The sequence below is a fragment of the Nonlabens sp. MIC269 genome (assembly GCF_001430865.1).
Classification (GTDB): Bacteria; Bacteroidota; Bacteroidia; order Flavobacteriales; family Flavobacteriaceae; genus Nonlabens; species Nonlabens tegetincola.
Map to the genome: position 1 here is coordinate 1,900,186 of NZ_CP011373.1, position 16,712 is coordinate 1,916,897.

Genomic DNA, 16,712 nt, shown 5'->3' on the forward strand with positions numbered 1-16,712 from the left:
TATGGTAGTGGTTGTTTTGTTATGGCATAAGAAGGGTATTCCACTGTGCTTAATGAAATAAAGTTCCACAAACAATTTTGGATTAGGTCGTAGAGAAATCTGTAGTAGAATTGGCATTATTTATTTAATGCCAATTTTATTTCCAAAATCCATTTGTCATTGAAATAATATAAACTCTTTAGCACAGAATGTTGATCTTGATAAAATTTAAAAAATGATAGGGAAGGTAAAGCTGAATTTTTGGCAAATTTTGCATATGAACGTCGGTTTTTTCGGTATTCAATATAGTTTTGGACTACAACAAAGTGCGGTGACGCCTATCTATGATTTTCTTGGTGCAACACCAGATCAAATACCTATTTTGCATCTAGCAGGTCCTGTGACGGGATTACTTGTACAGCCTATTATAGGCGCTATGAGTGATAAAACATGGTCACCTAAATTTGGACGTCGAAAACCTTATTTTCTAATAGGTGCATTGCTATGTAGTGTCAGCTTATTACTTTTTCCTTTTAGCAGTTCTTTATGGATGGCAGCTGGGTTGTTATGGATTCTTGATGCTGGAAATAATACAGCCATGGAACCCTATAGAGCTTTAATCGCTGATAAATTGATACCAGAACAGCAGCCTACAGGTTTTCAAATGCAAAGTTTCTTTACCGGTCTAGGACAGGTGCTTGCAAACCTATCGATCGTTGTTTTTCCTATATTTATAATTGGTAAAACAGGTTCATTACCTACATGGGTTTATGCTTCGTTTTTTTTGGGTGCAGCGTTTTCAATAGGATCTGTTTTATGGAGTAATAGCAAAACTGAAGAAATACCTCCTACGGACAAAGAACTTGCTTTAATGCGAGCAGAAAGACGCTCATTTCTAGGGCCGCTTATTGAAATTGTATCTGCTATTAAGGATATGCCTAAGGTGATGTGGCAACTTGCACTAGTATACTTTTTTCAATGGTATGCGCTGTTTTGTTACTGGCAAAACGCTTCAAAGAGCGTCGCGCTTTCTGTATGGAATGTAACACCAACTAATGAGGAAGTTTATAATGAGGCAGTAAGTTGGACAGGTTTAATAAATGGCTGGTATAATGTAGTAACGTTTTTAGTGGCATTTGCATTGGTAGGTTTTGCAAAAAAACACAGCCCTAAATTAGTTCATGCGGTTTGTTTATTGCTTGCTGCTGCTGGATTTCTAGTATTTCCTCATATATCTGATAAAAGTTTCTTACTCTTTGCGATAACCGGTTTCGGTATAGGATGGGCGAGTATGATGGGAATTCCTTATTTAATGGTAATATCTAATATTCCTAAAGAACGTTATGGAGTTTATATGGGTATTATAAATATGATGATAGTAATACCTATGATATTTCAAACGTTGACATTTGGATTTGTACTTAAGAATTTTTTAGGTAACGATCCACGTAATGCAATCACTTTTGCAGGGGCATTATTAATTCTTGCTACTATAGTGACACTGTTTATTCAATCAAGAAAACCTTCTCTACATGAATAGTGTTACATATAATAAATCAATTGAGTTGCTTCATAAAGCCTCATCTGTGCATGGTTTTCTTGCAAGCGCCTTAGATATATCGAATTATAAAAGGGTGTGGTCTAGAGATGGAGTCATATGTGGTCTAGCAGCACTTGCCTCTGAAGATGAAGAACTAGTCAAGACTTTTGAGAAAACCATCCATACGCTTGCAGCACACCAACATGATATAGGAACCATTCCGTCTAATGTTGCTTTTAAGGGTAAAAAAGTAGAAGTTAGTTATGGTGGTCTAGCGGGTAGAGTCGATGCGGTAACTTGGTTTATAATAGGAGTTTGCCAGCTAGCACATTATAAGCAAGATCCTCAAATAGTAGAATTATATAAACCTAACATCAATAAATGTCTAAAACTCTTAAATGCTTGGGAATTTAACAACAAGCATTTGCTGTACATACCGTTATCTGGTAACTGGGCAGATGAGTACATTACCGATGGTTATGTATTATATGATCAATTATTGAGATTATGGGCCTTAAAGTGTTACAATCATTTTGAAAATAAGGTACAAATCGATCATAAAATTGATTCTATTATAGAGCAGCTGCAAATTAACTTCTTAGGGGATTCTAAAGCAGAGAAATTTCATCCTAGAGCTTACGAAGCTATGGCTCTAAAGAGTTATTTACCAGCGTCATTTTCACCATCTGGATATAAAACGCAATTTGATGCATTTGCAAATAGTTTATTCTTGATACTGAACCTAGGTACTTCAGATCTTAAAGAAAGAATAGTTGAATACAGTCAAAATTTATTATCTCAAAGCAAACTCCAAGTATTACCGGCATTTTGGCCACCAGTGATGCAAGAAGATGAGCATTGGAACTTATTGAAAGATAATTGTAAGTATGAATTCAGGAACTATCCTTATGAATTTCATAATGGTGGTAGCTGGCCTATGGTAAACGGATTTTATGGATTAGCCTTATGCAGTATGGGATATGAACAAGCAGCTCAAGATTTATTGAGGAATATAAATCAATTAAACGCACTTGAGGAATTTGCCTTTTATGAAAATTTCCATTCTATCACGGGTGAGCCTTTAGGTGTGCCTAAATGTGCTTGGAGTGCGGCAGGAGCAGTAATCCTGCATAAATCATTAAATAATAATTTTAAAATATTAATTGACTAGTGAAGACCATTGATATATTGTGTGTAGGGGAAATATTGATTGATTTTATAGGTCATGAAAAAAATGTAAGTATTTCAGAAACTAAAAATTACCACCGTTTTTTAGGTGGTTCTCCTACTAATGTGGCGGTTAACGCCGTAAGATTAGGGTTGAAATCTGCTATTATCGGCTCCTGCGGAAAAGATGGATTAGGGGATTTTATAGTTGATAAATTAAAAAGTGAACAGGTAAATACCTCACACATAAATAGAGCATCTGGTTTACCTACTTCTATTATTTTAATTTCTAGATCTGTAGACACACCAGATTTTACTGCCTATAGAGAGGCAGACTCTGTTATAACAGAAGATTTAATTACAGATGAACTGTTGGATTTGTCTAAGATTTATCACACCACATGTTTTGCTTTGAGTAAAAACCCAGCAAGAGCTACAATTTTAAAAGGAGCACAACGAGCTAGAGAACTTGGTCTGCAACTAAGTATAGACTTAAATTACTCCGAGAAAATTTGGTCTGATCGTAAAGAAGCAAAAAAAGTGATTGCGCAGTATCTGGCTAATAATCCATTACTAAAATTAAGTATAGACGATTGTTATAGGTACTTTGATAATCACAAATCTGATGAAGAAATTTTTAGTTACTTCCATTCTAAAGGAGTTTCTACGATATGTCTTACCAAAGGTAAAGACGGTGTTGCTGTTTCAGATCTTAAAGAAGGTGTATTGAATCAAGCTGCGTTACAAGTAAAAGATGTTAAGGACGTCACAGGTGCAGGTGATGCTTTTTGGGCGGGATTTTTATTTTCCAGGCTCAGTAACAAGTCTCTACTAGACTCTACTACGATTGCTCAAAAACTAGCGACTATTAAACTACAGAATGTTGGGCGATTGCCTGATATAAAAGTTCTTAAAAACGTAATCAACGAATTGGTTTAGTGGATTTGTAAATTTGTAGTAATTGTTCCTGTAGTTATATTGGTTTGTTTTATATGGTATAGATTGGATTGTTTTTTACTTTTATCATCCTTATATACTAATTGTTGGTCAAACAATAAAAGATAAAATTTATTTCACTTTCGCGAAAGCGAGTTCCATATTTACCTTAACCTTAGTACCTATCTTAACAATATCTAGTACATTTGTTTTTCATTTTTTTTTGAGCAATTAAACTCAAACCCCATGAGTGAAGAAAGTAAACGTAGAGAAGCATTAGTATATCACGCAAAACCGCAACCTGGTAAAATAAAAATTATACCTACTAAAAAGTATAGTAGTCAACGAGATTTATCTCTTGCCTACAGTCCAGGTGTTGCACAGCCTTGTCTTGAAATAGCTAAGGATAAGGCAAATGTTTATAAATATACTACCAAGGGTAACCTTATGGCCGTAATTTCTAATGGAACCGCTGTTTTAGGCCTTGGTGATATTGGCCCAGAAGCATCTAAACCTGTAATGGAAGGAAAAGGGCTGCTTTTCAAAATATTTGCTGACCTAGACTGTTTTGATATTGAGGTTGATACCACAAATGTTGAAGAGTTCATTCAAACTGTGAAAAATATTGCCCCAACTTTTGGTGGGATAAATTTAGAAGATATCAAGGCTCCAGAAGCATTTGAAATAGAACGCCGTTTAAAAGAGGAGTTAGATATCCCAGTAATGCATGACGATCAACATGGTACAGCCATTATTTCAAGTGCGGCATTACTCAACGCGCTTGAACTTGCTGATAAAAAAATAGAAGACGTAAAAATCGTTGTGTCAGGAGCTGGTAGCGCCGCTATTTCTTGTACCAGCCTTTATGTAAAGCTAGGAGCAAAGAAGGAAAACATCATGATGTATGATGTGGACGGTTTAATTACAACATCTAGGACAGATCTTGGTGATATGCAAATGCAATTTGCAAGAGAGATGGATACCGTGTCCATGCGCGAGGCATTTAAGAATGCCGATGTATTTTTAGGTCTTTCAGTAGGAAACATTGTTGATGAGGACATGCTATTGAGCATGAATGAAAACCCAATTGTATTTGCCATGGCAAATCCAGTGCCCGAGGTTGATTACAACCTAGCTATTGCAACCCGTGATGATATCATTATGGCAACAGGGCGAAGCGATCACCCTAATCAAGTAAATAACGTATTAGGTTTTCCTTTTATTTTTCGTGGAGCGCTAGATGTAAGAGCAACTACAATTAATGAAGAAATGAAACTAGCAGCTACTCATGCTATTGCTAGTCTTGCTAAAGAACCAGTTCCTGAACAAGTTAATATCGCCTATGGCGAGCTCAAACTTACCTTTGGTAGGGATTATATAATTCCAAAACCCTTTGACCCTAGATTAATTTCAACCATTCCGCCAGCTGTTGCAAAAGCAGCCATGGAAACAGGAGTTGCCAAAGAACCAATTCAAGATTGGGAGAAATACGAGGAGCAATTACTCACACGTATGGGCTCAGATAATAAGCTTGTCAGGCTTATTTTAAATAGAGCAAGGACAAATCCAAAAAGAATTGTTTTTGCCGAGGCCGATCAACTAGATGTACTCAAAGCAGCGCAAATTGTTTTAGAAGAAGGAATAGGAACACCTATACTTTTGGGACGCAGGGAAACAATTGAAGAACTTAAAGAGGAACTTGAGTTTGATCAACCTTGTTTAATTATTGATCCCAAAAGCGATGAAGAAAAAGCTCGCAGAGATAGATATGCTGAAGAGTTTTGGAAAATAAGAAAGCGTAAAGGGGTTACTTTATTTGATGCCGGTAAATTTTTAAGACAGCGCAATTATTTTGCGGCGATGATGGTAGAAATGGGTGATGCCGATGGTTTAATCACTGGATTTGCTCAGTCCTATCCTCGTGCCATCACACCTATGTTAGAGATTATAGGTCGCGCACCAGGAGTTGATAAAGTAGCCAGTACCAATTTAATGATCACACAACGAGGTCCTATGTTTATTTCAGACACTTCTATAAACATAGATCCAGATGCTATTGAACTAGCAAAAATTGCACAAATGACAGGCCGTACAGCCCAGTTGTTTGGTATCACGCCTAATATAGCAATGATAAGCTACGGGAACTTTGGGTCTTCAGAACATCCTAATGCTGTTAAAGTACGTAATGCGGTAAAATATTTACACCAATATTATCCCGATCTAGTAGTAGATGGAGAACTACAAGCCGATTTTGCTTTAAATTCTGAATTACTTCAGGACAAGTTTCCTTTTTCAAAACTTGCAGGTAAAAAAGTGAATACATTAGTGTTTCCTAACCTTGAAAGTGCAAATAGTACTTATAAAATGATGAAGGAACTTAATGGTACTGATAGTATAGGTCCTATCCTTTTAGGTTTGCAAAAACCCGTACACGTAGTTCAATTAGGAGCTAGTGTGGACGAGATCGTGAACATGGCTGCCGTGGCAGTTATAGATGCACAACAAAAGGAGTCCTATAATCGTTCATTGCAGTTAAAAAGGTCGCAACAACCGCAATAGATTATTTTATTACATTTGAATTACAATTAACCAATTATGATTGCACAACTTCAGGGCAGGCTAGTAGAAAAAAACCTGACCGATGTAGTAATTGATTGCCATGGAGTAGGATATCTAGTAGAAATATCACTGCACACATATTCACAACTGCCAGACAACGAGCAGTGCAAGTTGTATACTTATATGCAAGTACGTGAGGATGCACACAGGTTGTTCGGTTTTGCCGAAAAAAGTGAACGAGAAATCTTCAAACTATTACTGTCCGTATCTGGAGTTGGTGCAAATACAGCTCGTACCATGTTATCCAGTGTTGCGCCCACACAAATTGCACAAGCTATCGCTAGTGAAGATGTGCGCACGATACAAAGTGTAAAAGGTATAGGTGCAAAAACAGCGCAACGTGTTATACTCGATCTTAAGGATAAAATATTACAAGTATTAGATAATCCAGAAATTTCTATTGTTGCAAGCAATACTGGCCGTGATGAAGCGTTATCTGCACTAGAAACTTTAGGCTATGCTCGCAAGCAGGCTCAAAAAGTCGTGGATAAAATTTTGAGCAATCAACCAGATGCCACGGTAGAAAATTTGATTAAACAAGCATTAAAACAATTATAGGATTTGGGATATAGGTATTTTAAAATGAAGCTTTTACCTGTTTTAATAGCTCTTTTTTGTTTCGCTTTCGCGAAAGCGCAACAACCCACAACACAAGAGAACGATTCTATACCTAATGGAGTCGAATTAGGTAAATTAGAATTACCAGATCCACCTTCCATAACCAAAATGTATGAATATGATCCAGTAATGGATAGGTATATTTTGAGGACTACATTTGCTGGCTATCAATTGGATTATCCCTTTGTACTTACCAGAGAGCAGTATTTACAGCGTGCTATGAAAGAACAAATGAAAAGTTATTTCATTGAAAAAGCACAGGCAATTGCAGGAAAAACGGATGAGGATAAGGAGAAGCAAAAGAATCTTTTACCCAATTTTTATGTAAACTCGGCTTTGTTTGAAAGTATTTTTGGTGGTACAGAGATATCGGTAGTTCCACAAGGATCTGTAGAGGTAGATCTAGGACTGCTTTTTAATCGTAGTGATAACCCTAGTTTTTCCCCTAGAAATAGACAGAATACCACTTTTGATTTTAACCAGCGTATCAATTTATCTCTTGTAGGTAAGGTAGGAACTAGGCTACAGGTTAATGCTAACTACGATACTCAAAGCACCTTTAATTTTCAAAATCAAATTAAACTTGATTACACACCTACAGAAGATGATATATTACAAAGTATTGAGGTAGGTAATGTGAATATGCCACTTAATTCTCAACTTATTCGTGGTGCGCAAAGTCTTTTTGGTATTAAAACAGAATTGCAATTTGGAAAAACGAGAATTACTGCTGTTTTTTCAGAACAACAAAGTGAGGCTCGTACAGTACAGGCTCAAGGTGGAGCATCAATAAACGAATTTGATTTTTTCTCGCTGGATTATGATGAGAACAGGCACTTTTTCCTAGCTCATTATTTTAGGGATAATTACGATCGCACCCTAGAAAATTATCCATTTATAAATACAAATGTACAAATCACAAGAGCCGAGGTTTGGATTACCAATCGTGGTAATCGTACTCAAGATGTACGTAATTTAGTAGCTATTCAAGATTTAGGTGAGTCTGACGGTGAAAATATTGGTTTAGACGTTGTTCCTCCTGGTTTTTTTAACGTTACAGAAGGTGCTTATCCTGACAATTCAAATAACCAATTCAACCCTAGAGGGATAAATGGTTCTACAAGTTCATTGCTCAATGAACAAATTAGAGACATAGGAACAGTCCAGCAAGGTTTTGGTGGTGCTCAAGTAAATGAGGGCTTTGATTACGTTTCTTTAGAAAATGCAAGGAAATTAGCACCAAATGAATATACCTTAAACACGCAATTAGGTTATATATCTTTAAGACAAAGATTGAATAACGATGAAGTACTTGCAGTTGCTTTCCAGTTTACTGCTGGTGGTAAGGTATATCAAGTAGGAGAATTTGCTAATGATGGTGTAGTTGCAACCAATGTAGACACAAACACAAATCCTGGGCAAGTAGCTGTCAACAACCAAAATCTAGTAGTAAAGCTACTTAAGAGCAACTTGGTAACCGTTACGGAGCCATCTTGGGATCTTATGATGAAAAATATTTATAATCTAGGTGGATTTCAATTATCACCAGAGGATTTTAGATTAAATATCTTTTACCAGTATCCACCCGAGTTAAATTATATAACAGCTGCTCCTGGAACACTAACCAATCCACCAGTTGCTTTACCTAGTGACGTTGAAGAAACCACATTAATTAGAGTATTTGATTTAGATAGATTAAATCAACAAGGAGATCCGCAACCTGATGGTGATGGCTTCTTTGATTATGTACCTGGTTTGACTATCGATCCAGAAAATGGGCGTATTATATTCACGAGTGTAGAACCTTTTGGTGAATTTTTATTCAATAAGTTAGATCTTACTCCTGGCGCTGGTCCAGAAGATTATAACAACCCATCTACTTATAATGCAAATCAAGAGCAGTATGTATACCGCAATATGTATCGCACGACCAAGGCTCAAGCTCTAGAAAACGCTGATAAGAATAAGTATTTAATTAAAGGTCAATACAAATCAACTGGTCAAGAAGGTATTCCTATAGGTGCTTTCAATGTTCCTAGAGGTTCGGTTACTGTTACCGCTGGTGGACGAACCCTACAAGAAGGTATAGATTATACGGTAGACTATCTAGCTGGTCGAGTAATAATTCTGGATCAAGCATTACTTAATTCAAACACTCCAATTCAAGTTTCTACAGAGAATAATTCGGTGTTCAGACAGCAAACAAAGAGATTTACAGGAATAAATGTAGAACATAAATTTAGTGAGGATCTCATAGTAGGTGGTACTTTTTTGAATCTTAAAGAACGTCCCATTACACAAAAATCTACCTACGGTTTTGAGCCTATTAACAATACTATTTTAGGTGCAAACTTTCTGTACAATACTGAGGTGCCTGTGTTAACGAGACTGGTTAATAAATTACCAAATATTGATACTGATGTTGCTTCAAATTTATCATTAAGAGGTGAGATTGCATATTTGTTTCCTGGCTCGCCAGCTGGTGATAACTTTGGTAATAGAGCAGCTGCTTATGTAGATGATTTTGAGGGCTCTCAAACTACTATCGATATATTAAGTCCGTTTGCCTGGTCGTTAGCAAGTACACCAGTTGATTTTGAAGGTAATGGAAGTTCTTCAAACCCATTAGAGTATAATTATAGCAGGGCCAAAATGTCCTGGTATTCCATTGATCCAATATTCTATGGAACGCAAAGACCAGCAGGTATTACAGATGATGATGTTTCAGATTGGAGAACTCGTAGAGTGTTTATAGACGAGTTGTTTCCAAATGTAGATTTACAACAAGGTCAACAACAAGTAGTAAATACACTAGATCTTGCCTATTATCCAAGCGAGCGTGGTCCTTATAATTACAATCCATCTGCAGCTGGTTCAAACATTCTTCCTAATCCACAGGATAATTGGGCAGGTATCATGAGACAGTTCTCAAGTACCAATTTTGAGCAAAATAATGTGGAGTACATTCAATTTTGGATGATGGACACATTTGCATTTGACCCTACTAATACGGGAGGAACAATTTCTATCAACTTAGGAAGTATATCTGAAGATGTGCTGAAAGACAACCGTAAGCAATTTGAAAATGGATTACCGGATGATGGAGGTACGATATTAACTACATCAACGGCTTATGGAAAAGTCCCTAATAGTCAATCTCTTGTTTACGCATTTGACACACAAGGACAAGAGAGAGCAAATCAAGATATAGGTTTAGATGGTTTTAGCGATGCCGAAGAGATTAATTCCTTTCCTGCTTTTGGTCCAGTAGATCCAGCTAATGATAATTATGAGTTTTATCTTGCTGCTAACGGTGATATAGTTAATCGTTATAGAAATTACAATGGAACCGAAGGAAACTCACCTTCTGAAGTATCTCAAACAAATAGAGGATCAACCACTTTGCCAGACGTTGAGGATATTAATAGAGATAACACCATGAATACCATCGATAGTTATTTCGAATATAATATTCCAGTATTTCCAGGAATGGACGTTAATAACAACGATTACATCTACGATACTAAAACAGTACAAACCGAATTGCCTAACGGAACTCGTATAGATACAAGATGGGTGCAGTTTAGAGTGCCGCTTAATGATCCTAATCGTGAAGTGATTAATGAAATAGCAGATTTCAGAGCTATTCGATTCATGAGAATGTACCTGACAGATTTTAACGTAGATACGCATTTAAGATTTGGTTCTTTGGATCTAGTGCGCGGTGATTATCGTCGTTACACTGCTTCATTAGATGAAACAGATCCTAATGCCGCAGACGACCCTACTGTTTTTGAAGTTGAAGGTGTTAATATTGAAAATAACGAATCTAGAACTCCAATTAGATATGTATTACCACCAGGAGTTGAAAGAGAAGAATTAAGAACTCAAAATCAAAACATCAGACAGAATGAACAATCGCTAGCTTTAAGAGTTTGTGATTTAGAATCTGGTGATTCGAGAGCTGTGTTTAAGAACATTCGAATTGACATGCGTCAATATGAAGATTTAGAAATGTTTGTCCATGCTGAATCTCTAGTAAATGAACTCGCACTTGCTGATGGTGAGATTGAAGTCTTTGTGAGAATGGGTGTAGATTTCACCCAAAATTATTATGAGGTAAGGTTGCCACTTTCTATTACAGCATTTGGAGCTACTGATCGCAATGAAGTTTGGCCTAATAGTAACAATTTTAAGATTAACCTCGAGTTACTGCAGGAATTGAAAGCTAGAGTACTAGGAAATCCAGCATTAAATGTAAACGAAGCTAATTTCTTTGATCAAGTTAACCTTGGCGGAGATCCTAACGAGGCAGCACAGCACAGTTATGGTATCCGTGGAAATCCAAATTTTGGAGATATACGAGCACTTATGATAGGTGTACGCAATCCAACATCAAACCAAATATGTGGTGAAGTTTGGGTAAATGAAATGAGACTTGCTGGTCTTAAAAACGAAGGTGGTTATGCGGCAACTATGAATCTGGATGCAAATGTTGCCGATTTTGCATCGGTTACCGCGACAGGTAGACGCAGCACAATAGGTTTTGGAGCTATTGAGCAAGGGCCTAACGAGCGAGATCGTGAAAATGTCACACAATATGATATCACAACAAATGTAAGTCTAGGTCAATTATTACCTAAAAAATGGGGTGTACAATTACCGTTCACTTATAGTATAGGTGAAGAAACCATAACACCGCAATTTGATCCACAGTTTGAGGATATTGAATTGGATACTAGATTAGATAATGCAGACAATGATGCCGAAAGAGACGCTATAAGGGAACAAGCCGAAAATTATACACGCAGGCAAAGCGTCAATCTTATAGGAGTGCGCAAGGAGCGAACTGGTGATTCAAAACCAATGCCGTATGATATTGAAAACTTTACTTTCTCTGGAAGTTACAATCAAGTAGATCAACGCAACTTTGAAATTGAGCAATATAAAGAACAATCGGTTAATGCAGGAGCAACTTATAATTATGCGTTTCCTAAAGCCGAGGTTGAGCCTTTCAAGAACATCAGCTTTTTAGAAGGTAAGTACGGTAAATTCTTAAGTGATTTTAATCTTAATTTATTACCTAATAATTTCTCTGCGAGTGGGAATATTGTTAGACAATACAACTTTCAAAAATTTAGAGATCTTCAATTGGATACTAATCCAGTAGATATTGATGGTGATGGTATTCCAGATGCGCAAAATATCAGTATCGCTCCATTAACAAATCGCAATTTTACACTCAATCATCAGTATGCTATTAATTGGGATTTGACAAAATCGTTACAGTTCAACTTAAGTGCCAATCAGAATAGACTGGTCCGTAGTTACATTGATTCAGAGTCCAATGAAGTAGATCAAGACTATACCTTATGGACCGACTTTTTTGATGAAGGTATTCCTAATCAACACAATCAACAATTACAACTTACTTATAAATTGCCGTTTGATAAGTTTCCTTTTCTCGCTTTCGCGAAAGCGAACTACACTTACACAGCAGATTTTAACTGGCAGAGATCATCGCAACAATTTTCGCAATTAGATGACATACCGGATATAGGTAATACTGTTTCAAATGCCAATACGCATCGTATCAACGGTACTTTGGATCTAGATAATCTTTATAAATACGTAGGTCTAGAGAAGATTAAATTTGGAAACGAAGCACGTAATGCCCGTAAGAGATCACGCAGCCGCAGTAGAACGCGCACACCAGCTGGAACACCAAATCCCGATCAGGCTAAGGAAGAAAAGGAAAAGAAGATTCCTAAGAAGAACTTTGCAAATCAAGCTCTGAATACTTTAATAGGTGTGGTAACTTCAGTAAAAAGAGCACAAATTAATTATGAGGAAACCAATGGTATGTTTCTTCCAGGTTACACAAATGATATTGGGTTTATAGGAACTTTAAAACCAACTACAGGTTTTGTGTTTGGGTCACAGGCAGAAGTTAGAGAACTAGCCGCAAGAAAAGGTTGGTTAACCTTGTTCCAGGATTTTAATCAACAGTATAGTGAGGTAGCTTCACGCAAGTTTGATTATAACATTAAAGTGGATCTAGTAAAGGACCTAACGCTAGACCTTGTAGGAAACCGAAATTATCAAGAAACCTATCAAGAAAATTATCGAGTAAATCCAACATCCTTACAATATCAATCGTTGACGCCTAATGAATTTGGGAACTTTGATATTTCTACCATTATGATTGGTACTGCTTTTCAAAAAAGCGATATCAATGGTTCAAAAACTTTTGAGACATTTAGAAATAATAGACTAGCTGTAGCCAATAAACTGGCAACGGAATTTTATGGAACTACAACATTTAACCGTGATTCAGATGGGTTTCCTGTAGGTTTTTCACGTAATAGTCAGGAAGTTTTATTGCCTTCCTTTATTGCTGCTTATGAAGGGCGAGATGTTGAAGATCAAGATCGTAGTGCTTTTAGAGATATTCCTTTACCTAATTGGACTTTAAAGTACACAGGATTAATGAATCTTAAATGGTTTAAAAAACGTTTTAGAAGATTTTCATTGAATCATGGGTACAGGTCTAGTTATACGATTAATCAATTTCAACGTAATCTAGATTTTGTTGCTGGTAATAGAAATTTTGATTATGATGAAAATGCCACGCTTAATCCAGGATCATTAAATCAAAATGGAGATTTCAAGTCACCACAACTATATTTCAACATCAATTTGACTGAGAGTTTTTCGCCATTGTTCAAGATTGATTTTGAAATGAAAAATTCAATGTCTATTGCTGTAGAACACCGTAGGGATAGAGCTGTGTCCCTAAGTTTTGATAATAACCTACTTACTGAAATAAACAGTAAAGAATGGATCGTAGGAGTTGGTTATAGATTAAAGGATCTCAAATTTAGAACGAATTGGGGTGGACGCAGTCGTGTGATAAAAAGCGACTTGAACATGAGATTGGATGGTTCAATCAGAGATAATATTACTATAGTAAGATATTTAGATTTTGATAATAGTCAAGCTACTGCTGGACAAACAATTTATGGTTTAAAATTCAGCGCAGAATATGCCTTTAGCCAGGCCTTTACTGGAATCTTCTATTACGACCATACGTTCAGCGAGTTTGCAATTTCGACGGCGTTTCCGCAAACTACTATTCGTAGTGGAATTACATTAAGATATACGTTTGGAAATTAGTAAGTGATTTTACGTAATTATAATAGTAAACTTGTGGCTTAAAAAGCTTAATGTTTTAAATTTACCCCTTTAAAAATTAAATAATGAATATTCCAGCAGAACTTAAGTACACCAAAGACCACGAATGGGTAAAAATAGAAGGTGATGTTGCAACAGTAGGGATCACTGATTTTGCTCAAAGCGAATTAGGTGATATTGTATACGTTGAGGTTGAAACCGTAGATGAAACACTTGATCAAGAGGAAGTTTTTGGTACGGTAGAAGCGGTAAAAACCGTTTCTGACTTGTTTTTACCATTGTCAGGTGAAATTGTTGAATTTAATGAGCAATTAGAAGACGAGCCAGAGTTAGTAAACTCTGACCCTTATGGTGATGGATGGATGATTAAAATAAAAATAAGCGACGCTTCACAAGTAGATGATCTTATGACTGCTGATGCTTATAAAGATCTTGTAGGATAGTGAAGCATTTGCTTAAAGGGGTTGCGCCGGTTTACACTCTAGTGATTGCTTATCTTTCACTAACAAGTTTACCCTTTCCTATTCCTTTTGAGCTCAGTTTTCAAGATAAAGTGTATCATGCAATTGCCTATTCTATTATGGCGATAGTATGGTACTTCTTTTTTTATGTCGGTTATGTTTCAAAGTTTCCTGATTATTCATGGAATATAAAAAACATACTAGAAGATTTTTCTAGAACAGTTGTTATAGGAGCTACGGTATTATCTTTTATAATAGGTGTTCTTATAGAATTAGGTCAAGGATATTTCTCACAAAATAGATCTATGGATATCTTTGACGTTTTTGCAAATGTATTTGGCATTATTATTGGTGCTTTATTACTTTATGTTATCAGTAAAATGTTACAGATAAAAAAATCTTAGCGTTAAAAGCTTTTAAGAAAAAATTGAATTATTTATTTTTAGCCACTAAACACCACCGCAATGGAAGTTAAAAAATCAGAAAAGGCAGATTTACGTAAGAATATTACGTTGTATGCTCTTGCAGGACTGGCATTTATGCTTTTGCTAGCATGGCAAGGTTTGGAGTATGAGACAAAAACAGTCGAAATCGAGGAGCCGCCAGTTGAAATTGAAGAATTCGTAATTGAAGAAGAAATTCCAATTACACAAATGCTTGATACGCCACCACCGCCACCACCACCGCCACCAGCTCCAGAAATTCTGGAAGTTGTTGAGGATGACGTAGAAATTGAAGAGGTGGAAATCCAAGATACTGAAACCGATGAAGAAGAAGAGATTGTTGAGGTAGAGGAGGTTTCTGAAGAAGTAGGTGTAGAAGAAGTGATTGCCGATGTACCTTTTGCAATTATTGAAAACGTGCCTATTTATCCTGGTTGTGAGGATAAGAAAAATAATGCTGACCGTAAGAAGTGTATGAGTGAGAAAATCACCAAGTTCGTTAACCGTAACTTTAATACAGGTCTTGCAAACGACTTAGGTCTTGAAGGTCGTCAAAAAATATCGGTACAGTTTAAAATCGATAGTAAAGGAAATATTGTAGGAGTTCAATCTCGTGCTAAGCATCCAGATCTACAGAAAGAAGCTGCACGTGTAATAAATAAATTACCTAAAATGACTCCAGGTATGCAGCGTGGTAGAGCAGTAGGTGTTATTTATGCATTACCAATTATCTTCCAGGTACAAGACTAGATAATTAAATAAATTTTTAAAAAAGCCCGACTTTCTACAAGTCGGGCTTTTTTATTATCAATAAAATAATGTTTTCATTAAAAGCTTGAGGATTTTATTTTGAATTAACGGTTTTTGGTACGACTCTTGATTTCTGTTCCTAATAACATTTTAAACCATTAATTATGAGTCTCTTTAAAAAAGATACCGATGCTGCAACATCGGTACTTTCTCGTATCGAGAGAAAGAAATCTATTAACACAAAAGTCAATCCCATTATTAATTTTCAAATAGGGCTGGTAGCAGCGCTATTGCTAGTTTGGATGGTTATTGAAACCACTACCGAAGAAACTAAGCCTGTTCCTGCAATCGTTGGTACTACGATCATAGACCTGTGGGAAGAAGATCATGATGTTTATCGAGTAATTCCAGATAATCCAATCATTAAACAGCCTATTGCAAAACCTGTAAGAATCGAAACTCCTAAAATTATAGAACCGAGTAAATTAAAGGTGGTTGATAATAACGAACTTGTTCCTGAAAATGATGACAAAAAAAGGGAAGAAACGCCTGTTACAGAGCCTGCGGTTACGCCAGTTACATCTAGTAAGGCAGAAGCAAAAAGCAAATCGACCACATCTACTACCAGCAGTCCTATAATAGCCGTTCAAGAAATGCCGCTTTTTCCTGGTTGTGATGAAGATATGTCAAGAGAGGAAAAGTATGACTGCATGAATGAAAAGATGAAAAGATTCATTCAAAGAAATTTTGATACTAGTCTAGCCGAAGATTTATCAGGTCAAGGAGATAAATTTAAGATAGCAACTATGTTCACAATTGATGAAAACGGTAATCCAATTGATATCAAAGTACGTGCTCCTAATGATCGATTAGTAAAGGAAGCGAATAGAGTGATGGCCAAATTACCGCAAATGCAGCCTGGCAAAATCAATAATAAACCAGTTAGGGTCATTTATTCAATACCAATAACATTTTCTATTCAGCAATAAACATCAACCATTTATT

Annotated in this window: 10 protein-coding genes; all 10 read left to right on the plus strand. The window is 36.3% G+C overall.

The window, feature by feature from the left end; genetic code table 11:
- The first annotated feature begins 214 nt into the window (after positions 1–214).
- The 10 genes from AAT17_RS08845 (at position 215) to AAT17_RS08890 (ending at position 16,696) form a co-directional block, all read left to right on the plus strand.
- The gene (locus AAT17_RS08845; protein ID WP_060523690.1) at positions 215–1,519 is read left to right on the plus strand and encodes an MFS transporter; all 1,305 of its coding nucleotides are present in this window, start codon (positions 215–217) and stop codon (positions 1,517–1,519) included.
- Entirely contained in the window at positions 1,512–2,690 is a 1,179-nt protein-coding gene (locus AAT17_RS08850) for a glycoside hydrolase 100 family protein (protein ID WP_060523692.1), read from the plus strand. Before AAT17_RS08845 ends, AAT17_RS08850 begins: the two co-directional genes overlap by 8 nt.
- Positions 2,690–3,625, plus strand: coding sequence for a carbohydrate kinase family protein (locus AAT17_RS08855; RefSeq protein WP_060523694.1), 936 nt, complete (start codon positions 2,690–2,692; stop codon positions 3,623–3,625). Before AAT17_RS08850 ends, AAT17_RS08855 begins: the two co-directional genes overlap by 1 nt.
- A gap of 243 nt (positions 3,626–3,868) precedes the next feature.
- Positions 3,869–6,181 carry an NADP-dependent malic enzyme gene (locus AAT17_RS08860; RefSeq protein ID WP_060523696.1) on the plus strand — a complete coding sequence of 771 codons (2,313 nt, stop codon included), beginning with the start codon at positions 3,869–3,871 and terminating at the stop codon, positions 6,179–6,181.
- 36 nt (positions 6,182–6,217) lie between these two features.
- A complete protein-coding gene (ruvA, locus tag AAT17_RS08865; protein WP_060523698.1) occupies positions 6,218–6,799 on the plus strand; it encodes a Holliday junction branch migration protein RuvA in 582 nt (193 codons plus the stop codon).
- A 24-nt stretch (positions 6,800–6,823) separates the two neighbouring features.
- Positions 6,824–14,035, plus strand: coding sequence for a cell surface protein SprA (gene sprA, locus AAT17_RS08870; protein WP_060523700.1), 7,212 nt, complete (start codon positions 6,824–6,826; stop codon positions 14,033–14,035).
- Between the two features lie 83 nt (positions 14,036–14,118).
- Positions 14,119–14,496, plus strand: coding sequence for a glycine cleavage system protein GcvH (gene gcvH / locus AAT17_RS08875; protein WP_042279542.1), 378 nt, complete (start codon positions 14,119–14,121; stop codon positions 14,494–14,496).
- Positions 14,496–14,918 (plus strand): VanZ family protein, encoded by a 423-nt coding sequence (locus AAT17_RS08880; protein WP_157539256.1) that lies wholly within the window; start codon positions 14,496–14,498, stop codon positions 14,916–14,918. The genes gcvH and AAT17_RS08880 overlap by 1 nt, the downstream gene beginning before the upstream one ends.
- Positions 14,919–14,978: 60 nt before the next feature.
- On the plus strand, positions 14,979–15,707 hold the full coding sequence (locus tag AAT17_RS08885) for an energy transducer TonB (protein WP_060523704.1): 729 nt from the start codon (positions 14,979–14,981) through the stop codon (positions 15,705–15,707).
- Positions 15,708–15,871: 164 nt separating this feature from the next.
- Positions 15,872–16,696, plus strand: coding sequence for an energy transducer TonB (locus tag AAT17_RS08890; protein WP_060523706.1), 825 nt, complete (start codon positions 15,872–15,874; stop codon positions 16,694–16,696).
- Positions 16,697–16,712 lie beyond the last annotated feature (16 nt).

Coding starts and splice junctions, on each gene's coding strand:
- AAT17_RS08860 (WP_060523696.1), top strand. CDS start 3,869: ATGAGTGAAGAAAGTAAACGTAGAGAAGCATTAGTATATCACGCAAAA.
- gcvH (WP_042279542.1), top strand. CDS start 14,119: ATGAATATTCCAGCAGAACTTAAGTACACCAAAGACCACGAATGGGTA.
- sprA (WP_060523700.1), top strand. CDS start 6,824: ATGAAGCTTTTACCTGTTTTAATAGCTCTTTTTTGTTTCGCTTTCGCG.
- ruvA (WP_060523698.1), top strand. CDS start 6,218: ATGATTGCACAACTTCAGGGCAGGCTAGTAGAAAAAAACCTGACCGAT.
- AAT17_RS08850 (WP_060523692.1), top strand. CDS start 1,512: ATGAATAGTGTTACATATAATAAATCAATTGAGTTGCTTCATAAAGCC.
- AAT17_RS08845 (WP_060523690.1), top strand. CDS start 215: ATGATAGGGAAGGTAAAGCTGAATTTTTGGCAAATTTTGCATATGAAC.
- AAT17_RS08885 (WP_060523704.1), top strand. CDS start 14,979: ATGGAAGTTAAAAAATCAGAAAAGGCAGATTTACGTAAGAATATTACG.
- AAT17_RS08890 (WP_060523706.1), top strand. CDS start 15,872: ATGAGTCTCTTTAAAAAAGATACCGATGCTGCAACATCGGTACTTTCT.